Source organism: Sphingomonas panacis, assembly GCF_001717955.1.
Classification (GTDB): domain Bacteria; phylum Pseudomonadota; class Alphaproteobacteria; order Sphingomonadales; family Sphingomonadaceae; genus Sphingomonas; species Sphingomonas panacis.
Genome location: NZ_CP014168.1, coordinates 441,433 through 464,807 on the forward strand (window position 1 = coordinate 441,433; position 23,375 = coordinate 464,807).

Consider the following 23,375-nt stretch of genomic DNA (forward strand, 5'->3'; position numbering starts at 1 on the left):
GCGTTTGGTCCGAGGATTTACCGTAAATCGGTGAACCGTTACGTTTTGGCAATGTCTCTGCCTTTTCATCCCAAGCCCGGCACTATCGTCGTTTGCGACTATTCAACCGGCTTTCGCGAACCGGAGATGGTCAAGCGCCGGCTTGCTGTCACGATCTCGCCGAAGCTGAAGCGGCGAAGCGATCTTGTTACAATCGTTCCACTCTCGACCACAGCGCCGAACCCTGAAGAGAAGTGGCATCACAAACTGGAACTGTTGCTTCCCCCGCCGTGGGGCGACGGTCCACGATGGGCCAAGTGTGACATGCTCTCGACGGTTGGCTATGCACGCCTTAACTTGCCACACACGCGACATCCGGTGACCGGGTCACGGCAATATGTGCAGGTCGCGATCTCGCACGATGATGTTACTGCGGTGCTTGACGCGATACGATCCGCACTTGGCATCGCTTATTGAAAATCGCCGCTCGTGCGCTATATTCACTGTGTTCCTGCGCTGTCCGGCAACGACGGATATCAGGCTTGAGTCCGGAGCGATCCGGCGGAACCTTCGGCGATGCAAGCTGGAGATTCGACAAAACCCCGGTCGCCCCGCGCGGCCGGGGTTTTTGCTTTTTGGCGACCACGACTCCCCCATTTCCACCCGGAAACACTTTGTCACGTCGCCGCTGCGTCGCAGCAAGATAGCCTCCGTATATTGGAAATCTAGCGCACCTCCGTGTGTGCGCGTTCCAAAAGGAGTGCGGCAATGAACGAATTGATCGGGCGCGTTTTCAGTTTTGAAAAGACCGTCTTCCCCAACCAGAGCGCCCTCTTCTCGCAGTTGATCCGCGACGGGCAGAGCCCCAAGGCGCTGATGATCTCCTGTGCCGATTCGCGCATCGTGCCCGAACAGGTGCTTCAGGCGAATCCGGGCGACCTGTTCGTCTGCCGCAACGCCGGCAACATCGTGCCGCCTTACGGCGAGATGCTCGGCGGCGTGTCGGCGACGGTCGAATATGCCGTCATGGCGCTCGGCGTGCGCGACATCATCGTGTGCGGCCATTCGGACTGCGGCGCGATGAAGGCGGTCGCCAACCCCAAGGGGCTTGATGCGATGCCCAACGTCGCCTCGTGGCTGAAGCATTCGGCGGCGGCGGAAAGCGTCGTGTCGGGCGGCTATCCCGAACTGTCGCCAAGCGAGCGTGTCCATGCGATCGCGCTGGAGAACGTCGTCGCGCAGATCGCGCATCTGCGCACGCATCCCTCGGTCGCCGCCGGCGTCGCGCGTGGCCAGATTTCGCTGCACGGCTGGCTGGTCGATATCCATGCCGGCCTCGTGCTCGGCCTCGACGGCGCGAGCGGTCGCTTCGTGCCGATGCGCGAAGGTTCGCCACTGCCGATCGCGCATGCCGCCACCCAGCGGCTCGCCGCCGACTTCGCTCTGCCTGAGGCAGCGGAATGACCACCGCCGCCGATAAGCCCAAGGGCTGGATGACCCGCGACATCGCCGCATCGGTCGTCGTCTTTCTCGTCGCGATGCCGCTCTGCATGGGCATCGCGATCGCGTCGGGCGTGCCGCCTGAAAAGGGCCTCGTCACGGGCATCATCGGCGGCCTCGTCGTCGGTCTGTTCGCCGGATCGCCGCTCCAGGTGAGCGGCCCGGCGGCGGGCCTCGCCGTCATCGTGTTCGAACTGGTGCGCGATCACGGCCTGTCCGCGCTCGGCCCGATCCTCGTGCTGGCCGGGCTGTTCCAGCTCACCGCCGGCATCTTCAGGCTCGGCGGCTGGTTCCGCGCGATTTCGCCGGCGGTGGTCCATGGCATGCTCGCCGGCATCGGCGCGCTGATCGTGGTCGGGCAGTTCCACACCCTGTTCGACGCCAAGCCGCTGTCGAGCGGCCTCGCCAACCTCGCTGCCGTCCCCGGCCGCGTGATGGGTCTCGATCCGAGCAACATCGCCGGCACCGAGATCGCGCTCGGCATCGGCCTGCTCACCATCGCGCTGATGATCGGCTGGGAGAAACTCCGCCCGACCTCGATGAAGCTCGTTCCCGGCGCGCTGATCGGCGTGGTCGGCGCGACGCTCGTCGCATGGCTCGCCAGCCTCAACGTGGTGCGCGTGAGCGTCCCCGAATCGATCGCGGCGGCGGTCGCGGTGCCCGACGCCGGCTTCCTCGCCCCGCTGACCAACCCGGCGCTCCTGCTCAGCGCGGTCGCCATCGCCTTCATCGCCAGCGCCGAGACGTTGCTGTCGGCGGCGGCGGTCGATCGCATGCACGACGGCGTCCGCACCGACTATAACAAGGAGCTTCGTGCTCAGGGCATCGGCAACCTGCTGTGCGGCGCCGCCGGCGCTCTGCCGATGACCGGCGTGATCGTGCGCAGCTCGGCCAACGTTCAGGCCGGCGCGACCACGCGGCTGTCGACCGTGTTGCACGGCGTCTGGATTCTCGGTTTCGTCGCGCTGCTGCCGTGGCTGCTGCGCGAGATCCCGATGGCCGCGCTCGGCGGCGTGCTGGTGGTGACGGGCGCACGGCTCATCAGCCTCAAGCATGTGACGCATCTGTTCGCGCACTACGGCGTGCTGCCCGCGCTGATCTGGGCGGCGACCTTCGTGCTGGTGGTGACGACCGATCTGCTGACCGGCGTGCTCGCTGGCCTGGCGCTCTCGCTGATCGAACTCGCGCCGCATGTCCGTCGCTTGAACCTGAAGGTCGATACCAACCACAGCGCCGAACGCAGCCACGTCCGGCTCGACGGCGCGGCGACCTTCCTCAGCGTGCCGAAGCTCAACAAGACGCTCGACGCACTGCCCGAAGGCAAGCCGCTGACGCTCGAACTCCACGGCGTGCCGGCGATCGATCATAGCTGCGCCGAACTGCTGCGCGAGTGGCTCGGCCGCCAGCGCAAGCGTGGCTACGAGGTCGAACTGCTCGGCTCCTCGGCGCACCTGCACCGGCTCGCCGCGTAGGCGACACTCCGAACACAACTTCGGAAGCACTCTGGGGGAGGTGGTCCATGCGGGCCGCCTCCCCCAGACACGTTTTGTCACGAACCGGCAACGCTTGAGCCAAGCTGGCCTGCCACATTTAAGCCTCCCGCAGTGGATGCCGCCCCGGTCAACGAACCGAGAGGCGCGCACCGCGCGGGCGCAGGCGGGGACGTTCACCGACAAAGGGGAAGGTCTTCCAATGAAATACGCAATCGCGCTCGTCGGCTCGCTACTCACGGTAGCTTTGGGCGCGGCCACCCCTGCCCTCGCGCAGGAAGAAGCGCCGCCCAAGCCGATCACCGTCTCGGGCAGTGTCGCCTTGGTCAGCGACTATCGCTTCCGCGGCGTCTCGCAGACCGACAAGCAGATGGCCATCCAGGGCGGCCTCACCGCCACGCATGAGAGCGGCTTTTACGCGGCGCTGTGGGGATCGAACCTCGCCGGCTGGGGCCAGTTCGGCGGCGCCAACATGGAACTCGACGTGGTCGGCGGCTACAAGCACAGCTTCGGCGGCACCACCGTCGATGTCGGCCTCACCTGGTACATGTATCCGGGCGGCAGCGACAAGACCGACTTCGCCGAACCTTACGTCAAGCTCAGCCACACGCTCGGGCCGGTCTCGCTGCTCGCCGGCGTCGCCTATGCGCCCGAACAGCAGGCGCTCGGCAATTGGAGCAACACCCCCGAAAGCCGGATCGGCGACAAGGAAGACAATCTCTACGTCTGGGGCGATGCCGCCGCCGGCGTGCCCGGCACCGCGCTCACCGTGAAGGGCCATGTCGGCTATTCGAGCGGCAACCCCGGCCTCGGCCCCAACGGCACCAGCGTCACGCCGACCGGCAGCTATGTCGATTACCTCGTCGGCGCGGACTATGTGCTGTCGCCGGTCACGCTCGGCATCGCCTTCGTCGGCACCGACATCAAGTGGCGCGATTCGCTGTACCTCCAGCCGAACTTCTCCAGCACCAAGGACGGCAAGTCGATCGCCTCGGGCAAGGTGCTGTTCTCGGTCAGCGCGGCGTTCTGATCGGTACGCTACAACCCTCCCTCTCCCATCGGGAGAGGGAGGGCGCTTAGTCGCCCACGCCCCGATGGCTGCCGATCAGCGCGTCGAGCGCGCGCGCGACATTCTCCAGCGTATACGGCTTCTGCACGACGGTCCGCCCGCGATGGTCCGCCGGCAGTTGCGCCTGCTCGCCATAGCCGGTCGCGAACACGAACGGCACGCCGAGCGTCATCAGCCGGTCGGCGATCGCGAAGCTGTTGCGGTCGCCGAGGTTGATGTCGAGCATCGCCACGCCCGGCATATGCTGCTCGATCGCGTCGAGCGCGCCCTCGACCGTCGCCACCGTCGTCACGGTCTCGGCCCCCAGCCGAGTCGCGATATCCTCGGCGTCGAGCGCGATGATGAGGCTGTCCTCGACCAGCAACACGTCGAGCCCGGCCAACACCTTGTGCGGCAGCGGCTGCGGGTGGCCGGGCGACGGGCGCGGATAGCGGATCGCCAGCCCCGCGACGCTCTTCGCCTGCGAGACATGCCGCGCCGGGATGCGGAAAAACGCCTCCACCCCATCGGATTCGTACACGACCTTCGCCGCCCCGCCGAGGTCATAGGGCACCGACCGGTCGATGATCGTCGTGCCGAAGCCCTTGCGCGTCGGCGCCTGCACCGGCGGCCCGCCGCTTTCCCGCCAGGTCAGCACGAGATCGTTGTCGTCGTTGCGACGCCAGTCGATCCGCACCCGTCCTTCGGGCACCGACAGGCTGCCGTATTTGGTCGAGTTGGTGACGAGTTCGTGGATCACCAAAGCCATCGTCGAATAGGCTTGCGGATTGAGCAGCACCGGCGCCCCTTCCGAAATCACGCGCTCATACTCGTCGACGAAGGCGGCGGCTTCGGCATCGATCAGCGCCTGGATCGGCGCCGGCCCCCAATGGTCGTCGGTGATCTGGTTGTGCGCGCGCGCGAGCGCGTGGATTCGCCCGTCGACCATCTTGACGTAATCCTTGACCGCATCGTCGGACGGCTGCGACTGCCGGATCAACCCCCGGATCACGCCGAGGATATTGCGAACGCGGTGGTTGAGTTCGGCGATCAGCAATTCCTGCCGAGCGCCCGCCTGCTGCCGCTCGGCCGAGGCTTCGTCGGCGAGCCGCAACACCACCTCGATCAGCGTCGCCCGCAGCGTCTCCGCGACGCGGATTTCCGAAGCGGTGAAGGGCTGCGAACGCCCCTCGACATGCTCCTTCCACTCCTCGAAGCTCCGCCGGGGGGTGAGCCGCGGGCCGTTGGGGCCGTATTCGACCGGCTTGTGCGGGTCGCCCGCCCACCGCACCGAGCGCACCAGTTCCGAGCGGAACAGCACGACGTAATCGCGCGGCGAACGCGAGATCGGGATCGCCAGCAGCCCCGCCGCATCGAACGCGAAGCTTTCCGCGCCCGGCACCAGCCCGGCGATATGGTCGGTCGCATAGACCTTGCCCGCCGCGGTGCCGTTGAGCGCACGGATGATCCGGCGGAAATCGTCGAGCGGCGGCGTCGTCCCCGAAAACGCATGGTTGCCCGCGATCCACACGCCGACACCGTCTGCGGGAATCGCATGCGTCAGGATATCGCCGAGCCAGTCGGGGTCTTTGAGCAACGTCTCGTCCGACGCGACCGCGCCGAGCAACTGATCGGAGATATCGCGCGCGCGCCGTTCGTATTCGACCGTCGCCTGCCGCTCCCGGCTCTCCAGCCGCATCGCGAACATCTGCGCGAACAATTCGCTCACCGATCGCCGCTCGAACGAGGGGCATAGCGGCGCATAATGGTGGCAGGCGAACAGCCCCCACAATGCGCCGTCGACGATGATCGACACCGACATCGACGCCTCGACGCCCATGTTCTTGAGATATTCGATGTGGATCGGCGACACCGATCGCAGCACCGACAGCGACAGGTCGAGCGGCGCACCCGCCGCGTCGCGGGTCGGTACGATCGGCACCGGCGTCGCGTTCACATCGGCGATGATGCGCAGCAGATTGCGCTTGTAGAGTTCGCGCGCCTGCGCCGGGATGTCGCTCGCCGGATAGCGCAGCCCGAGGAAGCGGCCGATGCCGGCGCGCACCGCCTCCGCCACCACTTCGCCCGCGCCGTCGGCCGAGAAGCGGTACACCATCACCCGGTCAAACCCGGTCAACGCGCGGATCTGGCGCGCGCCTTCGCGGAAGAACGCGGGGAAATCCGCGCATTGGTCGAGCCGCGCGATCATCGAGCGGACCATGCCGGTGGCATCGCCATGTTCGCTCGACGCCGGCTCGGCCTCGATCACGATCTGCCCGCCCGATAGGTGAATCGCCACGTCGAAGCCGCGCCCGCCGCGCACGATCTCGCAATCGAACATCCGCTCGACCGCGTCGACGCCGCGCAGCATCGCGGCGCGATTGCGCAGATCGTGGACGACGCGCGCCTCGAAGATCTCGGCCACCGGGCGGCCGATCAGATCGGCGGGCGCGAAACCGATGAAGTCGGCGGTGTTCGCCGATGTCCGCGCGACGATCCAGTCGGCAGTGAGCGCGAGCAGGAAGCCGATCGGCTGGATCGCACCAAGGATATGGATCGGCTCGCGATCGCAATTGGTCAGATCGACCCGTTCGTTTTCGTCCACTCAGTCCGCCCTCAGATAGCGTAGCCCGTTGCTTTCGAAGAGCAAGAACACTCGAGACGCCGATTCGATCGCCGACGATCGTTCGGCGGGCCCAATTACCTTATGTTCCAGGAGGTCTAGCAGATGCCGCCAACTGGCGGATTGATCTGGAGTAAGGAAGCTCTTCGGAAACGCCGCCGGTACGCCGCGCGCTAGCATCGCCCCGCCCAGCCGAGACCCTTCCAGCACATATACCCCGCCGAGCACCGCCGCATCGTCGTCGAACGCGATGTCTGCGCCGTCATCGGGCACGGCGATGCCGAGCGCCGCCAGATCGGCGCGGAGCCGGTGCGAGCGGCGGCGTGCCTCCCAATCGGGCACCAGCCGCGCCGCACCGGCGCGCTCAAGCGCCGCTTCGACCGGCAAATACGCCCCCGCCTGCGCTTGCAGGAAGCGGGCATAGTGATCGCGGTTGGCCAGGTCGGCGCGCGAAAAGACGGCGTCGACCCGGTCGTGATGCGCCGCTGTCGCGGTGCGCAACGCGCCGCGGGCGGAAAGTGCAGGAGTCATCACCCGATCCTATGTCCAAAATACGCGCCTAGCAAAGCGCGCTCTACCCAAACGCGGCATGAACGATGAAGCCAGATCGCGTTCAGACGCGTTGTGCGACGTTGCGAGGCCGTTTCGACCTTCGAAGGAGCACGAGCGATGTTTCGAGCGCGAGCCATGTTCATCACCGTCAGCGCGCTGGCGCTCGCCGCGTGCGGCCAGCAGGCCGCCCAGAACGAGCAGGCCGCGACCGGCAACACCGCCGTCGCGATCGGCAACGACGCGGCGCTGCCCCCGCTGCCGCAGGTCCAGCCGCTCGTCGGCGGCCCAGCCGCGCCGGTCCGCACCGCCCCCGCCGCCGCCGCGCTGCCGTTGACACGGCGGATCGCGTACACGCCGGCGCCGCGGGCGGACACCTATGCCTGGATCGACCGCGCCGACCGGATCAGCGACACGATCGGCGACGCACCGCCCGACTATGCGTTCGATTATGACGGCGGCGTCCAGCCCTATGGCTGGGAACTGGCGGGCGGCTATCGCACCTATGCCGAGCCGGTCGATGACGGCTACCGCTATTATTACTACCAGCCCGGCGACGACGCACCGTATCTCGTGCGCGATCCCTATTACAGTTACGGCTATTCCGACGGACGGGTCGTGACGGTCTATCAGAATGGCCGCGCGCTTGCCGCCGCCCAGGCGCAGCAGCGCGCGGACGATGCCGCGCGCTATTATGCCCGCGCGCGCGCCTTGTATGTGGCGGCGGGCCAGCGCGAACGGCGCGGTGTCGTCGCCGCGCAATGGGCCGAACGCCGCGAGCAGATCGCCCGCCAGCGCGCCGCTTGGGACCGCGCGCGCGAGGACGATGCGCAGTGGCGCGCCTATCGCGCCGGCCACGATGCCGAAGCCGCCGCCGAGCTCGCCGCCGAACGCGATCGGCGCGCGCAAGCCGCGCAACGCTTCGATCGCTGGCAACAGCAGGGCGGTCGCGATGCGCCACCACAGCTTTACGCGCAGCAGGCCGCCTTCCGCCAACAGGCGCGCATCGACCAGCAACGCAATGCCGCATTCGCGCGCGACGCGCAGTTCCAGCAGCAACAGCGCGTGCAGCAGCAACAGGCCATCGTCGTCCAGCAGCAGCGGCAACACGCCGCCGAGCAACACGCCCAGCAACAGCGCTTCGCCGAACAGCAGGCCGCCCGCCAGCGCGACGATCAGCAGCGCGCACGTCTCGACCAGCGCCGGCAGGCGGAGCAGCAGGCCCAGGTGCAACGTCAGCAAGCCGTCGCAGCCCGCCAGCAGGCGATCCGCCAGCAGCGCGAGGCCGCCAGCCAACGGGCGCAAGCGGAGCGCCAACAGACCGAACACCAGCGCGACATCACGCGCCAGCAAGCCCAGGCCGCCCGCCACCAGGCGATGGCGCAGCAGCGGCAACAGGCACAGGCCGATCGCCGGCAGGCAGTCGAGCAGCGTCGCGACGATCTCCAGCGGCAGCGCCAGCAGGCGCAAGCCGCCCGCCAGCAGGCCGCCGAGCAGCAACGCGCGCAAGGCGAGCAGCGCGCCGCCCAGGCGCGCGCTGCGCAACAGGCGCAACGTGCGCAAGCCCACGCCGCCGCCCAGCAACAGGCGCAGGCCGCGCGGCAGCAGGCGCTGGCGCAGCGTGCGCAGGCGCACCCGCCACACCCGCCGCAGCCGCCTCACCCCGCACGCCCCGAAAACCCGCGCCACGACCAGCGATAGGCACTTGCCGGCCCGGCGGCACGCGCCCATGTCGGCGCGGCGCCGCCGGACGGTCCCGGAGCGCGCGAAGAAGGGAAAAGCGATCCGTGCCCAGCCTCTATAGCGTGTCCGTGCCGATCTTCGTCCGTGGCCTGAAGAACCTCGATCACCTGCTCGCCAAGGCGATCGATTGCGGCATCGACGCGCAGTCTTTGGCCGAGGCGCGGCTGATCGAGGACATGCAGCCGCTCACCCGCCAGGTGCAGATCGCCTGCGACACTGCCAAGTTCGCCGCGATGCGGGTCGGCAATGCTCCGGCGCTGCCGATGGCCGATGACGAGACCACGCTCGCCGAGTTGCGCGCGCGGATTGCCAAGACGGTCGCCTATCTCGAGAGCGTCGATCCCGCCGGCTTCGACGGGCGCGAGGATGCCGAGGTGATCCTCAAGCTGCCCAAAACCGAGCTGACCTTCACCGGCGCCAGCTACATCACCGATTTCGCGCTACCCAACTTCTTCTTCCACGTCACCACCGCCTATGCGCTGCTGCGCATGAAGGGCGTCGGCATCGGCAAGATGGATTATCTGGCGGGCGGCGTCGGCGTCGCCTGATCGTCGCTGCGTCCGTACGCCGGTAGTGCGATCCGCCACCGGATCGCCGCCGCCCGCAGCGCAAAGCCGGCGATCGCCGCGATCGGCGCCGCCATCGTCGGCGGCACGCCGAGCGCGACCAGCGCGACATGCGATCCCGCCGCCAGCGCCGCCGCCGTCACATACAGTTCGGGCCGCATCAGGATCGACGGCTCGCCCGCCAGCACATCGCGGATGATCCCGCCGACGCAGGCGGTTACGACTCCCATCAGCGCCGCCGGGATCGGCGGCACCCCGAACGCGAGCGCCTTGGCCGCGCCGAACACCGCATAGGCCGCCAGCCCGACCGCATCGAGCCACGCCAGCGTCGCGCCCCGCCACCACCGCACCGGCGTCCACCACACCAGCACCGCGACGCCGAGACACACCCCCGCGACCAGCGGATCATGCACCCAGAACACCGGCACGCCGATCAGCAGATCGCGCACCGATCCGCCACCCACACCCGTTATCAGCGCGAAGAAGGTCGCAGTGACGAGCGTCTGGTTGCGCTGAGTCGCCGCCAGCGCGCCGGTGCTGGCGAACACCGCGATGCCGAACAGATCGAGCCACGGAAGGATCGATCCGACCTGCCAGGGAAGTGCTGGTTGCATGGGGTGTGGCTTATACGCGAGCAAGGCACCGCGCCACCACCCGTCGCCCCGGCGAAGGCCGGGGCCGCTATGTTTGGCGCAAACCAGCCGCCAAGAACCGGCCTCCGCCGGGGCAACCTCGAGATCGGTCAGCGCCGCGGGCAAAGCCCGCGTCGGCCGGCGCCGAAGCGCCACCGGCCGGGCAAGGCCTTTGGATTCACATTTAAGCCCAGCTTAAATGTGAATGGCCTTGCCGCGCACTGCCATCGCCGCCTCCTTGATCGCTTCCGAATGCGTCGGATGCGCATGGCAGGTGTAGGCGATGTCCTCGCTGGTCGCGCCCATTTCCATGCCGAGCGCGGCTTCCGCGATCATCGTGCCGGCCGGGACGGCGATCGCCCAGACGCCGATCACGCGGTCCGATTTGGCATCGGCGATGATCTTCACGAAGCCGTCCGGCTCGTGGTTGGTCTTCGCGCGGCTGTTGCCCGCCATCGGGAACTTGCCGACCTTGATCTCGCCCTTTTCCTTGGCGGCTTCCTCGGTCAGCCCGACGCCGGCGATTTCGGGCCAGGTGTAGACCACGCTTGGGATGACATTGTGGTTCACGATGCCGGTCAGCCCGCCGATATTCTCGGCGACAGCGATACCTTCGTCCTCGGCCTTGTGCGCGAGCATCGGGCCGGGGATGACGTCACCGATCGCCCAGATGCCGGGGACGGTCGTCTGGAAGCGGTGATCGGTGTCGATCTGGCCGCGCGCGTTGACCGAAAGCCCGGCCTTGTCGAGCGCGAGGCCATCGGTGTTGGGACGGCGCCCGATCGCCACCAGCACGCAATCGGCGGTGATCGTCTCGGCCTCGCCACCGGCAGCGGGTTCGACGGTGATGCTGGCGGTATCGCCGCTCACCGAAACGCCGGTCACCTTGGTCGACAGCTTGAACTCGATGCCCTGCTTCTTGAAGATCTTGTTGGCTTCCTTGCGGATATCGCCGTCGAAGCCGGGCAGGATCTGGTCGAGATATTCGATGCACGTCACCTTGGCGCCGAGCCGGCGCCACACGCTGCCGAGTTCGAGCCCGATCACGCCGCCGCCGATCACGACCATATGCTCGGGCACCTTGCCGAGTTCGAGCGCGCCGGTCGAATCGACCACGACCGTCTGGTCGACGGTGACACCCGGCAGCGGCGTCACCGACGATCCGGTGGCGATCACGATATCCTTGGCGGTGACGGTCTGCTCGCCGACCTGAACGGTATGCGCATCGACGAACGCGCCACGGCCCTTCAGCCACGTCACCTTGTTCTTCTTGAACAGATAGGCGATCCCGCCGGTGAGCTGCGTGACGGCATCGATTCGCTGCGCGTGCATCGCCGGCAGATCAAGCTCGGGCGTGACCTTGATGCCCATCTTGGCCATCGTGCCATTGGCGGCCGCGTCGAAATATTCCGACGCGTGCAGCATCGCCTTGGACGGGATGCAGCCGACGTTGAGGCACGTACCACCCAGCGTCTCGCGGCTCTCGACGCACGCGGTGCGAAGCCCGAGCTGCGCCGCGCGGATCGCCGCGACATAGCCGCCGGGGCCGGAGCCGATCACCAGAACGTCAAAGTCGAATTCAGCCATTGTCTAACGCCTTTTTGTGCTCCCGCGAAGGCGGGAGCCCAGACTGGGCTCCCGCCTTCGCGGGAGCACACGGAATATATAGTTACAGGTCGATCAAAATGCGCGTCGGGTCTTCGATCGCGTTCTTCAGCGCGACGAGGAACGTGACCGCCTCGCGGCCGTCGATCAGGCGATGGTCATAGCTGAGCGCGAGGTACATCATCGGTCGCACCACGACCTGACCGTCGCGCACCACCGGCCGCTCCTCGATGCGGTGAAGCCCAAGCACCGCGGCCTGCGGCGGGTTGATGATCGGGGTCGACATCAGCGAGCCGAACACGCCGCCGTTCGAGATGGTGAAGGTGCCGCCCTTCATCTCGTCCATCTTGAGCGTGCCGTCCTTGGCGCGCTTGCCGAAATCGCCGATCGTCTTCTCGATCTGCGCGACCGACATCTGGTCGGCATCGCGGATCACCGGCACGACGAGCCCGCCCGGGCCCGACACCGCCACCGAGATATCGGCGTAATCGTGATAGACGATCTCGTCACCCTCGATCGAGGCGTTGACGCTGGGGATGTCCTTCAGCGCCATCGTCGCGGCCTTGGTGAAGAAGCCCATGAAGCCCAGCCGGACGCCATGCTTCTTCTCGAACAGATCCTTGTACTTGGCACGCGCCTCGATCACCGCCGTCATGTCGACGTCGTTGAAGGTGGTGAGCATCGCGGCGGTGTTCTGCGCGTCCTTGAGGCGCTTGGCGATCGTCTGGCGAAGCCGCGTCATGCGGACGCGCTCTTCCTTGCGGCCGGTCGCGGCGGCGACCGAAGGCGCAACCGGCACCGGCGCGGCGGCGGCGGGCGCGGGCTTGGCGGCGAGCACGTCGTCCTTGGTCAGGCGGCCATCCTTGCCGGTGCCCTTGAGGTTCGACGGATCGACCCCCGTCTCGAGCACGGCGCGGCGCACCGACGGCGACAGCGCGGCGGGCGTGTCCGAGCTCGGCTGCGCGGGCGCCTGCTGGCCAGCGGTCGCGGCGGGTGCAGCAGCCGGTGCAGCGGCAGGCTTGGCGGCGGCCGAGCCGTCACCAGCCTCGATCGTCGCGATCATCGCGCCGACTTCGACCGTGTCGCCAACCTTGACCGCCCATTCGCCCATCACGCCGGCGACCGGCGACGGCACTTCGACCGAGACCTTGTCGGTCTCGAGGCTGGCGATCGGCTCATCGGCCTGCACCGCCTCGCCCGGCTTCTTGAGCCATTCGCCCAACGTCGCTTCGGTGATCGATTCGCCCAGAACGGGGACTTTGACTTCGGTTGCCATCGCTATCTTCCTCGTTCCCGGCTGCGGCCGGGGTCAGTTCGCGCACCGGGGGTATCGTGCGCACTTCATCCATCGAAAGGCCGCCCCCCAGGGGAGCGGCCAGTCGCGTCAGGTCTTCCGCGTGCGACGGATTTCGCCGCGCACATTGTGGCCGAGCGCCTCGGCGACGAGCGCACCCTGCTCGACGAGATGGCGCTTCATCAGGCCGGTCGCCGGCGACGCCGCCGCCGCGCGGCCGGCGTAGCGCGGACGCTGTACCGGGCCACCCGCCGCGACGAGGCTCGCCTCGATGAACGGCTCGACGAAGCTCCATGCGCCGTTGTTCTTCGGCTCTTCCTGCGCCCACACCACCGTCTCGAGGTTGGGCAGGTTCTGGAACCGCTTGGTCAGCGCCTCGCTCGGGAACGGATAGAGCTGCTCGACACGCACGATCGCGGTGTTCTTGTCCTCGGCCGCGTCGCGCGCCTCGATCAGATCATAGGCGACCTTGCCGGTGCAGAGCACCAGCCGGGTGACATCGGCATCCGCCGGCGCCGACGGATCGGACAGCAGCCGCTTGAAGTGGCTGTCGCCGAGGAACTCGGCGGTCTTCGACACCGCAAGCTTGTGGCGCAGCAGCGACTTGGGCGTGAACACGACCAACGGCTTGCGGAACGGACGGTGCATCTGCCGGCGCAGCAAATGGTAATAGTTCGCCGGCGTGGTGCAGTTGGCGATCTGGATATTGTCCTGCGCGCACAACTGGAGGAACCGCTCGATCCGCGCCGAGCTATGCTCCGGCCCCTGCCCTTCGTAGCCGTGCGGCAGCAGCATCACCAGGCCGTTGGCGCGAAGCCACTTGCTCTCGCCCGACGCGATGAACTGGTCGATCATGATCTGCGCACCGTTGGCGAAATCGCCGAACTGCGCTTCCCACAGCACCAGCGTCTTCGGGTCGGCCAGCGCATAGCCATATTCGAAGCCGAGCACGCCATATTCGCTCAAGGGGCTGTCGAGCACTTCGAACGTGCCGTGCGGGATCGTCTCGAGCGGGCGATATTTGTGCTCGTCGGTCTGGTCGGTCCACACCGCATGACGCTGGCTGAACGTGCCGCGCCCCGAGTCCTGCCCCGACAGCCGGACGCCATAGCCTTCCGACAGCAACGACCCGAACGCGAGCGCCTCGCCGGTCGCCCAGTCGAAGCCGGCGCCGTTCTTGAACATCTCGCGCTTGGCATCGAGCACGCGGGCGAGCGTCTTGTGGATCGTCAGATCCTCGGGAACCGTGGTCAGCGTGCGGCCGAGTGAATCGAACAATTTCTGCTCGATCCCGGTCTCGACGCTGCGCCGCGAGGTCTCGGCATCGGCCGGCGCGTGCAGCCCCGACCAGCGGCCGGCGAACCAGTCCGCCTTGTTGGGCTTGTACGAAGCGCCCGCCTCGAACTCGCCCTCTAGAAGCGTGGTGAACTCGCTCACCGCGCTGTCGATCCAGGCGCGGTCGACCACGTTCTGCTCGATCAGCTTCTGGCCGTAGATTTCGCTCACCGGCGGATGCTGGCGGATCTTCGCGTACATCAGCGGCTGGGTGAAGCCCGGCTCGTCGCCCTCGTTGTGGCCGAAGCGGCGATAGCACCACATGTCGATCACCACATCGCGGTGGAAGCGCTGGCGGAACTCGATCGCCATCTTGGTGGCGAAGGTCACCGCCTCGGGATCGTCGCCGTTGACGTGGAAGATCGGCGCCTGAACGCCCTTCGCCACATCGCTCGGGTAGGGCGACGACCGCGCGAACTGCGGGCTGGTGGTGAAGCCGATCTGGTTGTTGATGATGAAGTGCAGACAGCCGCCGGTATTGTACCCGCGGATGCCGGAGAAACCGAGGCACTCCCACACGATGCCCTGGCCCGCGAACGCCGCGTCACCGTGGATCAGCACCGGCAGCGACGCCTTGTGCTCGTTGAGATCGCCCGCGATCGTCTGGATCGCGCGGACCTTGCCGAGCACGACCGGATCTTCGGCTTCGAGGTGCGAGGGGTTGGCGACCAGCGACATATGCACGCTGATCCCGTCGAACTCGCGGTCGGTCGAGGTGCCGAGGTGATACTTCACGTCGCCCGATCCGGCCACGTCATCGGGATTGTCCGATCCGCCGCCGAATTCGTGGAAGATCACGCGGAACGGCTTGGCCATCACGTTCGACAGCACGTTCAGGCGGCCGCGATGCGCCATGCCGAACACGATCTCGCGCACGCCGAGCGCGCCGCCCGACTTGATGACGCTTTCCAGCGCCGGGATCATGCTCTCGCCACCGTCGAGGCCGAAGCGCTTGGTGCCGACATATTTCTTGCCGCAGAAGCGTTCCCACTGCTCGGCTTCGATCACCTTGTTGAGGATCGCCTTCTTGCCGATATCGGTGAATTCGATCGCCTTGTCCTGGCCCTCCATGCGCTCCTGGAGGAAGCGGCGCTCCTCGACATCGGCGATGTGCATATATTCAAGGCCGACATTGCCGCAGTAATTGGCGCGCAGCGTCGCGACGATGTCGCGCACGGTCGCCCATTCCATGCCGAGCGTGCCGCCCATATAGACCTTGCGGTCGAGGTCCGCGCCCGAGAAACCGTGATATTCCGGCGTCAGATCGGCAGGCAGCTCGCGCGAGGACAGGCCGAGCGGATCGAGCGTCGCGGCGAGGTGGCCGCGCACGCGGTAGGTCCGCACCAGCAGTTGCGCGCGGATCGAATCGGCGGCGGCGCGGACGATATCGGCTTGCGATGCCGGCGCGGCGGCGGGCGCGGTCGCCGGCTTGGCGCCACCCTTCGCGGGCTTGGGCGCCGCTTCCATCTGGGTCGGGTCGAGCGCGGCGGTCAGATCGTCGGTGCTGGTCAGCGGCCAGCTCGCGCGCTCCCAACTCGGGTTCTGCGCGATGCCGTCGAGCCCGTCGAACAGGCTCCGCCACGCCGGCTCGACGCTTTCGGGGGAAGTCTGGTAGCGCGCGTAAAGCGTCTCGATGAATGCCGGGCTTACCCCGGCTGCGATATCACCGAAATCCTGGCCTTCGAAGCCCATCGGATTATCCTTCGTCGCCCCGGCGGAGGCCGGGGCCGTCAGCAGAAAATACGCAACGCCCGCCACGCCCCCACGCGGCAACCCCGGCCTCCGCCGGGGCGACGTTGTTTAGCCCTTCAGCACCGCGACCAAAGTCTCGCCGAGCAGCGAGGGGCTGTCCGCCACCTTGATGCCGGCGGCTTCCATCGCCGCGATCTTGTCCTCGGCGCCGCCCTGGCCACCCGAAACGATCGCACCGGCATGGCCCATGCGACGCCCCGGAGGCGCGGTGCGGCCCGCGATGAAGCCGGCCATCGGCTTCTTGCGGCCGCGCTTGGCCTCGTCGCGCAGGAACTGCGCGGCTTCCTCTTCGGCCGAGCCGCCGATCTCGCCGATCATGATGATCGACTGGGTGGCGTCGTCGGCGAGGAACAGTTCGAGCACGTCGATGAAGTTCGTGCCGTTGACCGGATCGCCACCGATGCCGACCGCCGTCGTCTGGCCGAGGCCGGCGTTAGTCGTCTGAAACACCGCCTCATAGGTAAGCGTGCCCGAGCGCGAAACAACGCCCACCGAACCCTTGGAGAAGATGTTGCCCGGCATGATGCCGATCTTGCACTCGCCCGGCGTCAGCACGCCGGGGCAGTTCGGGCCGATCAGCCGCGACTTGGAGCCCGACAGGGCGCGCTTCACCTTGACCATGTCGAGAACCGGAATGCCCTCGGTGATCGCGACGATCAGCGGGATCTCGGCGTCGATCGCCTCGAGGATCGAATCGGCCGCGAAGGGCGGCGGCACGTAGATCACCGACGCGTCGGCGCCGGTCTTGGTCTTGGCTTCGAGCACGGTGTTGAACACCGGCAGGTCGAGGTGCGTGGTGCCGCCCTTGCCCGGCGTCACGCCGCCGACCATCTGCGTGCCATACGCCAGCGCGGTCTGCGTGTGGAAGCTGCCGGTCTCACCGGTCATGCCCTGCGTGATGACCTTGGTATTCTTGTCGACGAGAATGCTCATGCGGCGCGTTTCCCTGAAACGAGGAGTCGAGGCGACGCGGAACCGTCCGCGCCGCCGGGGTCAGATCAGATCAGTTCAGCGAAGGGTCGATCGCCTTGCACGCGACCAGCAGTTCCTTGACCGCCTCGACCGAGACGTCGAGGTTCGCCTTGGCCTCGTCCGACAGCGCGATCTCGACGATCTGCTCGACACCGCCCGCGCCGATCACCACCGGCACGCCGACATAGAGGTTGTCGACGCCATACTGGCCGGTAAGGTTCACCGCCGCCGGCAGCACGCGCTTCTGGTCGTAGAGATAGCTCTCCGCCATCGAGATCGCGCTGGTCGCCGGGGCATAGAAAGCCGAGCCGGTCTTGAGCAAAGCGACGATCTCGCCGCCGCCGCCGCGCGTGCGCTTGATGATCGCGTCGATCTTCTCCTGAGTCGAACGGCCCATCTTGATGAGATCGGGAACCGGGATGCCCGACACGGTCGAATATTCGATCACCGGCACCATCGTGTCGCCGTGGCCGCCGAGCACGAAGCTGGTGACGTCCTTGATCGAAACCTGGAATTCTTCGGCCAGGAACGCCGAGAAGCGCGACGAATCGAGCACGCCGGCCATGCCGACGACCTTCTCGGCCGGAAGCCCGGAGAATTCGCGCAGCGCCCACACCATCGCGTCGAGCGGGTTGGTGATGCAGATCACGAACGCGTCGGGCGCATTGGCCTTGATGCCCTCGCCGACCGACTTCATCACCTTGAGGTTGATGCCGAGCAGATCGTCGCGGCTCATGCCCGGCTTGCGGGCGACGCCGGCGGTGACGATGATGACGTCCGCGCCCGCGATATCGGCATAATCGTTGGTGCCGATGATCTTGGCGTCGAAACCCTCGACCGGCGCGCACTGCGTGAGATCGAGCGCCTTGCCCTGCGGAACGCCCTCGACCACGTCGAACAGGACGATATCACCAAGGGACTTCAGCGCGGCGAGATGGGCGAGCGTGCCGCCGATATTGCCTGCGCCGATAAGCGCGATCTTCTTGCGGGCCATTGTCATCCTTTCCGGATCGTTAAGAGCCGCGCGCGCGGCTTTTGTGCCATCTGACGCGGCGCGGCTTAGGCCGGTTTGGGCGCGAGGGCAACCGCTAAAGGTTTCATCGCCACGCTAATTATTGCAACTTATTCGCAAGTGCATTAATAGGCGCGCCATCTTCGACATAGCGACGCTCGCCGCTGCTCGGGCTGATCCACACCACCATCACTTTGCCCGAAGCATCGTCGATGAACCGCTCCGGCGTTGGGCGCCAGTCCCCGCCCACTGGCCGCTCGCGCGCCGCACCGTAGCGCGCCCGCTCGAACAGCACGCCCGCCAGCACCACCCCGGTCCAGATCAGCACCGGCCATTGCGAGGGCACCATCACGACCACGATCAGCGCCACGGTGAACGCGACCATCGCCGCGACGGTGACGAACACGCGCAGCATCACTCGGGCGCCGGATCGAGGATGACGGCGGTGCCATACGCCACCACCTCGTTCATCGACTGCGCGATCGCCCCCGAGTCGAAGCGCATCATCACGACGGCATTGGCGCCCATCAGGGTCGCGTTCTGCACCATCCGGTCGATCGCATGGCGCCGCGTCTCCTCGATCAACCGGGTATATTCCGGGATCTCCCCGCCGATGATCGAGCGCAGGCTCGCGGTGATGTTGCCACCCAGCCCCCGGCTGCGCACGACAACGCCGAACACCTGGCCGAGTGTGGCGCGAACGGCGTGACCGGGGACGGTTTCGGTGGTGGTGACGAGCATGACGGAGCCTCTCCTAAGCGTTGGAGAAAGGTATCACCGCATGTCGATCGGGCCAAATGCGATCCGCTCGGCTTTCATGTTCCCCCGCGAAGGCGGGGGTCCAGTCTGGGCCTCCGCCTTCGCGGAGGAACATACCTAGGGAGAGAGGCGGGTCGTTACGCCGCGCCCGCCGAACCATGCCCCTGCGCGAGATAGTCGTCCGACTGCATCTCCTCCAGCCGGCTCACCGTCCGCTCGAACTCGAAGTGGCCGTCGCCGCGCTCGTACAACTGGTCCGGCGCCGCATCCGCCGCCGCGAGCAGCTTGACCTTATGCTCGTACAAAGCGTCGATCAGCGCGACGAAGCGCGCCGCCTCGTTGCGGTTCTCCGGCCCGAGCTTGGGGATGCCGACGAGGATCACGGTATGATAGCGCCGCGCCACCGCGAGATAATCCGCCGCCCCGCGCGCCTCGCCGCACAGCCGCTTGAACGAGAACACCGCGACACCCTTGATGCTCTTGGGCACATGCAGCGTGCGCCCGCCCTCGACCGGAATGTCCTCGGCCGGCACATGCGCGCGGTCCTCGACCGGAAAGTCGGTCAGCCGGAAGAAATCGCCCGACAGCAGCGCCGTCGCCTTGGGGCCGTTTGGCACCAGCCAGGTATCGATCTTGCCGAGCCGGTCGCGCCGGTAATCCACGGGACCGTTGAGCGTCAGCACGTCCATCTTCTGCGCGATCAGGTCGATGAAAGGCAGGAAATGCTCGCGGTTGAGACCGTTCTTGTAGAGGTCGCTCGGGTGCCGGTTCGATGTCGTCACCACCGTCACGCCCTCGGCGAGCAATTGCGTGAACAGCCGCGACAGGATCATCGCGTCGGGGCTGTTGGTCACCATGATCTCGTCGAACGCGAGCACCCGCGTTTCCTCGGCGATCGCGCGCGCGGCGGGGATGATCGGGTCGCCGACCTCCTTGGCGCGCTCGGCGGCGATTCGGCGATGCACTTCGAGCATGAATTCGCTGAAATGCACGCGGCGCTTGCGACGGATCGCGAGGCTGTCGAAGAACAGGTCCATCAGCATCGACTTGCCGCGCCCGACCCCGCCCCAGATGTACAGCCCGCGCACCGGATCGGGCTTGCGCCCAAGCAGCTTCCACAGCGTCGAGCCGCGCTTCGGCACCGCCTGGAGTTCGGCCGCAAGCGAATCGAGCCGCGCCGCCACCGCCGCCTGCTCGGCATCGACCCGCAACTCGCCCGAGGCGACGAGCGCATTGTACCGGGCGAGAACGTTACCCATGCCGCGTGCCTTACAGGACGCGCTCGGCTTCCATCTTCTTGATCTCGGCGATCGCCTTGGCCGGGTTCAGCCCCTTCGGGCAGACGTTCGCGCAGTTCATGATCGTGTGGCAGCGATACAGACGGAACGGATCTTCGAGCTGGTCGAGCCGCTCGCCGGTCATCTCGTCGCGGCTGTCGGCGAGCCAGCGATACGCTTGCAACAGGATCGCCGGCCCGAGGAACTTGTCCGAATTCCACCAATAGCTCGGGCACGAGGTCGAGCAGCACGCGCACAGGATGCACTCGTACAGGCCGTCGAGCTTCTCGCGGTCCTCAGGCGACTGGAGCCGCTCCTTGCCGGGGTTGGGGGTGACGGTCTGCAACCACGGCTTGATCGACGAATATTGCGCGTAGAAATGCGTGAAATCGGGAACCAAATCCTTGATGACATCCATGTGCGGCAGCGGCGTGATGCGGATGTCGCCCTTGATGTCCTCGATCGCGGTGGTGCAGGCGAGGCCGTTCTTGCCGTCCATGTTCATCGCGCACGATCCGCAGATGCCCTCGCGGCACGACCGGCGGAAGGTCAGCGACGAATCCTGTTCGGACTTCATCTTGATCAGCGCGTCGAGCACCATCGGGCCGCACGTGTCGAGATCGATCTCGAACGTGTCGTAGCGCGGGTTTTCGCCGAGATCGGGATCGTAGCGGTAGATCTTGAAGGTCTTGACGCGCTTCGCCTCCGCAGCCGCCTTGTGGACCTTGCCGGTCGCCTTGGGCTTGCTGTTCGCGGGAAGGAAGAATTCGGCCATTGTGATCGGTGTCCCGTGGCTGGTGAGCGGCGAAGCGCCCGGACTTTGCACTGCCGTTACACAAGCATGCGCCGCCTCGCAAACATTCCCTCGCGTGCCACAACGCGGGTGCGGGGCGACGCGTGGATTTTTCTACCGATCGGTAAAGATTCTTTTTGACGGCATCAACGTGTTGATATCGTTTTACCTTTGCCAAAATCCCGCCGTCAGCCCGGCGCCGCGCGGGCTTGATCCGCCGCGCGGCACCGCCATCTTCGCCGCGACGCGGAAAGACCGTCCATCCGGCGGGACTGCGCAAGGAGTTCGTCATGAGCACCAGATTCGAAGGCAAGAAGGCGATCGTCACCGGCGGCTCGCGCGGCATCGGCGCCGCCATCGCCAAGCGGCTCGCCGCCGATGGCGCGGACGTCGCCATCACCTATGCCGGCAACCAGGAAGCCGCCAACGTCACCGTCGGCGCGATCACCGCCGCCGGCCGTCGCGGCCACGCCATCCAGGCCAACGCGGGCGATCCCGCCGCGCAGGCCGCCGCGATCGGACAGGCGATCGACTCGCTCGGCGGGCTCGACATCCTCGTCCACAATGCCGGCGTGTTCGAGATCGCAGCGGTGGACCAGACCGACAGCGCCGCGTTCGAGCGGATCTTCGCGGTCAACGTCGGCGGCGTGCAGGCCGGCACCGCCGCCGCCGCGCCGCGCATCAACGATGGCGGGCGGATCATCATCATCGGCAGCATCAACGGCGACCGCGCGTTCATGCCCGGCCTCGCCCCCTACGGCGCCTCGAAGGCGGCGGTGGCGGGGCTGGCGCGCGGCTGGGCGCGGGATCTGGCGCCGCGCGGCATCCTCGTCAACGTGGTTCAGCCCGGCCCGGTCGATACCGACATGAACCCCGCCGACGGCGCGATCGCCGAGCAGTTCACCGCAATGATCCCGCTCGGCCGCTATGGCCGCACCGAGGAGATCGCGGCGGTGACGGCGTTTCTCGCCAGCGACGAGGCTTCGTTCATCACCGGCACGACGATCGACGTCGACGGTGGCGTCTCAGCCTGACGATCCGGGGCGATGCCAGCCGGCATCGCCCCGTTTGCGCTCACCCGCGCTGCCCCCAGTCCATGCCGCGCGTCAGGTACATCACCCCGGCGAGCGCCGCGAACAGCAGGAGCGATCCGATCAGCAGCGAATAGGCTTCGAGGCTGAGCAACACGTAGAGCACGCCGTACAGAGCGACGAGCAACGCCGCGATGTACCCGGCGCGCGTTCGGCTCCGCAGCACCGCCGAGGAATAGGCGGTGAGCAACCCGATGATCGCCGCCGCCGCGACGACATAGGCGATCAGGAAGCCCGTCACCTCGGCGAACGCCAGCAGCATCACGAAGAACAGCACCAGCCCGGCGCCGACCAGCCCAAGCTCGATCGGCGAAACCCGCGCGCCGCCGATCAGATCGAACATCAGGAACGCCATGAAGGTGAAGCCGATGAACAGGAAACCATATTTCACCGAGCGGTTGACCTGATCGTACACGTCGACCGGCGTGACCAGATCGACTCGCGCCTGAGTCACCGGCAGGCTGTCGGCGGCCTGATCGGCATCGGTCGAAACCAGCGCGCGGCCCAGCGCGAGGTTGCCGACTCGCCACGTCGCGGCGAAACCCTTGGCCGACACGTTCGACGTGCCCGGCAGCAGATCACCCTGGAAGCTCGGGCTCGGCCATGACGAGCGCACCGTCCACGCGGTGTCGCCGCCCTGCGGGGCGAGCGCGAGGCTACCGTTGCCGCGCACCTGATAATCATAGGTGACGCCAAGCGGCTTCGATCCGAGCGTACTCGCGTCGAACGCGGTGAAGAAGCCCGATCCGCCGGTCGCGCGCGGCCCCTTTCCCGGTTGCAGCGCGAGCCGCCGCCCCTCGACCGCCACCACCGGCGGCGCGCCGACCAGCCCGCCCGCATCGCTCACCCCGAAGTGCAGTTCGGCGCGGTCGAGCGCGAGCGCCTCGCGCGCCACGCCATAGCGGCCGAGATCGGCTGGCAGGCTGAAGCGCGCGGTGCCGCGGTTGCGCGCTTCATACACCACCGTCTCGTAGATCGACCGCCGCCGCACTTGCGGCGCGAGCGTCGAGTCGATCGCGGCGACGTCGGGGGTCAGCGTCAGCGTGCGCCATACGGTCGCGGTCTTGGTCACCTGCTTGCCGCCTTCGCTCACCGTCTCCTCGGTCTGCGCGAGATAGGGAATGGCGAGCAGCGGCCCGGCGATCGTCTGCGCCCCGCCCCACCCTTCGGCGATCGAGGCGCGCGCGGTGCGCGACTGCGCCTGGCGATCGTAGACGAGGAGATAGACGGTGAAGAGCGGCACCGCGAGCAAGGCCGCGATCACGCCCGCAAACAGCATCTTGATGGCCGGGGTACGCTCCGGCCGAATAGCGTCCTGCATGGCAAGCCTCCTGACAAGGGAGGCCAAGCGCTAG

General features: G+C 67.1%; 20 protein-coding genes. 7 read left to right on the top strand and 13 right to left on the bottom strand.

Features of this window, described 5'->3' with window-relative positions; translation table 11 throughout:
- Positions 1-30: 30 nt before the first annotated feature.
- From J0A91_RS01940 to J0A91_RS01955, 4 genes are all read left to right on the top strand, one after another.
- Positions 31-456, top strand: a complete 426-nt coding sequence (locus J0A91_RS01940; protein ID WP_150126799.1) for a type II toxin-antitoxin system PemK/MazF family toxin — start codon at positions 31-33, stop codon at positions 454-456.
- Positions 457-747: 291 nt separating this feature from the next.
- A complete protein-coding gene (locus tag J0A91_RS01945; protein ID WP_069203501.1) occupies positions 748-1,443 on the top strand; it encodes a carbonic anhydrase in 696 nt (231 codons plus the stop codon).
- Positions 1,440-2,951: a SulP family inorganic anion transporter gene (locus J0A91_RS01950; RefSeq protein ID WP_069203502.1), complete on the top strand. Its 1,512-nt coding sequence runs from the start codon at positions 1,440-1,442 to the stop codon at positions 2,949-2,951. The genes J0A91_RS01945 and J0A91_RS01950 overlap by 4 nt, the downstream gene beginning before the upstream one ends.
- Positions 2,952-3,171: 220 nt before the next feature.
- Positions 3,172-3,999, top strand: coding sequence for a TorF family putative porin (locus tag J0A91_RS01955; RefSeq protein WP_069203503.1), 828 nt, complete (start codon positions 3,172-3,174; stop codon positions 3,997-3,999).
- 46 nt (positions 4,000-4,045) lie between these two features.
- Here the strand turns inward: J0A91_RS01955 and J0A91_RS01960 are convergent, their stop codons facing one another.
- Entirely contained in the window at positions 4,046-6,622 is a 2,577-nt protein-coding gene (locus J0A91_RS01960; protein ID WP_069203504.1) for an HWE histidine kinase domain-containing protein, read from the bottom strand.
- Complete coding sequence (locus tag J0A91_RS01965) at positions 6,623-7,171, bottom strand: biliverdin-producing heme oxygenase (RefSeq protein WP_069203505.1); 549 nt, start codon at positions 7,169-7,171, stop codon at positions 6,623-6,625.
- A gap of 156 nt (positions 7,172-7,327) precedes the next feature.
- Between J0A91_RS01965 and J0A91_RS24740 the strand changes: the two genes are divergently transcribed.
- Both J0A91_RS24740 and J0A91_RS24745 read left to right on the top strand, forming a co-directional pair.
- On the top strand, positions 7,328-8,890 hold the full coding sequence (locus tag J0A91_RS24740; protein ID WP_069203506.1) for a hypothetical protein: 1,563 nt from the start codon (positions 7,328-7,330) through the stop codon (positions 8,888-8,890).
- An 86-nt stretch (positions 8,891-8,976) separates the two neighbouring features.
- A complete protein-coding gene (locus J0A91_RS24745) occupies positions 8,977-9,480 on the top strand; it encodes a DUF1993 domain-containing protein (protein WP_069203507.1) in 504 nt (167 codons plus the stop codon).
- Here J0A91_RS24745 and J0A91_RS01975 read toward each other — a convergent pair.
- The 10 genes from J0A91_RS01975 to J0A91_RS02020 form a co-directional block, all read right to left on the bottom strand.
- Positions 9,450-10,112: a trimeric intracellular cation channel family protein gene (locus J0A91_RS01975; protein WP_069206943.1), complete on the bottom strand. Its 663-nt coding sequence runs from the start codon at positions 10,110-10,112 to the stop codon at positions 9,450-9,452. The two genes, J0A91_RS24745 and J0A91_RS01975, sit on opposite strands and share 31 nt — an antisense overlap.
- 213 nt (positions 10,113-10,325) lie before the next feature.
- Positions 10,326-11,717 (bottom strand): dihydrolipoyl dehydrogenase, encoded by a 1,392-nt coding sequence (gene lpdA, locus J0A91_RS01980; protein WP_069203508.1) that lies wholly within the window; start codon positions 11,715-11,717, stop codon positions 10,326-10,328.
- A gap of 82 nt (positions 11,718-11,799) precedes the next feature.
- Entirely contained in the window at positions 11,800-13,011 is a 1,212-nt protein-coding gene (gene odhB, locus J0A91_RS01985) for a 2-oxoglutarate dehydrogenase complex dihydrolipoyllysine-residue succinyltransferase (RefSeq protein WP_069203509.1), read from the bottom strand.
- Between the two features lie 108 nt (positions 13,012-13,119).
- Positions 13,120-16,056 carry a 2-oxoglutarate dehydrogenase E1 component gene (locus J0A91_RS01990; protein ID WP_069206944.1) on the bottom strand — a complete coding sequence of 979 codons (2,937 nt, stop codon included), beginning with the start codon at positions 16,054-16,056 and terminating at the stop codon, positions 13,120-13,122.
- Positions 16,057-16,164: 108 nt separating this feature from the next.
- Positions 16,165-17,049, bottom strand: a complete 885-nt coding sequence (gene sucD / locus J0A91_RS01995; protein WP_069203510.1) for a succinate--CoA ligase subunit alpha — start codon at positions 17,047-17,049, stop codon at positions 16,165-16,167.
- Positions 17,050-17,119: 70 nt separating this feature from the next.
- Positions 17,120-18,082 carry a malate dehydrogenase gene (mdh, locus tag J0A91_RS02000; RefSeq protein WP_069203511.1) on the bottom strand — a complete coding sequence of 321 codons (963 nt, stop codon included), beginning with the start codon at positions 18,080-18,082 and terminating at the stop codon, positions 17,120-17,122.
- A gap of 118 nt (positions 18,083-18,200) precedes the next feature.
- Entirely contained in the window at positions 18,201-18,515 is a 315-nt protein-coding gene (locus J0A91_RS02005) for a hypothetical protein (RefSeq protein ID WP_083224454.1), read from the bottom strand.
- On the bottom strand, positions 18,515-18,841 hold the full coding sequence (locus J0A91_RS02010) for a YbjQ family protein (protein ID WP_069203512.1): 327 nt from the start codon (positions 18,839-18,841) through the stop codon (positions 18,515-18,517). The genes J0A91_RS02005 and J0A91_RS02010 overlap by 1 nt, the downstream gene beginning before the upstream one ends.
- A 155-nt stretch (positions 18,842-18,996) precedes the next feature.
- Positions 18,997-20,118, bottom strand: a complete 1,122-nt coding sequence (gene zapE / locus J0A91_RS02015) for a cell division protein ZapE (protein WP_069203513.1) — start codon at positions 20,116-20,118, stop codon at positions 18,997-18,999.
- Between the two features lie 10 nt (positions 20,119-20,128).
- On the bottom strand, positions 20,129-20,911 hold the full coding sequence (locus J0A91_RS02020) for a succinate dehydrogenase iron-sulfur subunit (RefSeq protein WP_069203514.1): 783 nt from the start codon (positions 20,909-20,911) through the stop codon (positions 20,129-20,131).
- A 308-nt stretch (positions 20,912-21,219) separates the two neighbouring features.
- Here J0A91_RS02020 and J0A91_RS02025 point away from each other — a divergent pair, with 308 nt between their 5' ends.
- Positions 21,220-21,963 (top strand): SDR family NAD(P)-dependent oxidoreductase, encoded by a 744-nt coding sequence (locus J0A91_RS02025; RefSeq protein ID WP_069206946.1) that lies wholly within the window; start codon positions 21,220-21,222, stop codon positions 21,961-21,963.
- 40 nt (positions 21,964-22,003) lie between these two features.
- Here J0A91_RS02025 and creD read toward each other — a convergent pair whose 3' ends face one another.
- Complete coding sequence (gene creD, locus J0A91_RS02030) at positions 22,004-23,341, bottom strand: cell envelope integrity protein CreD (protein ID WP_069203515.1); 1,338 nt, start codon at positions 23,339-23,341, stop codon at positions 22,004-22,006.
- Positions 23,342-23,375 lie beyond the last annotated feature (34 nt).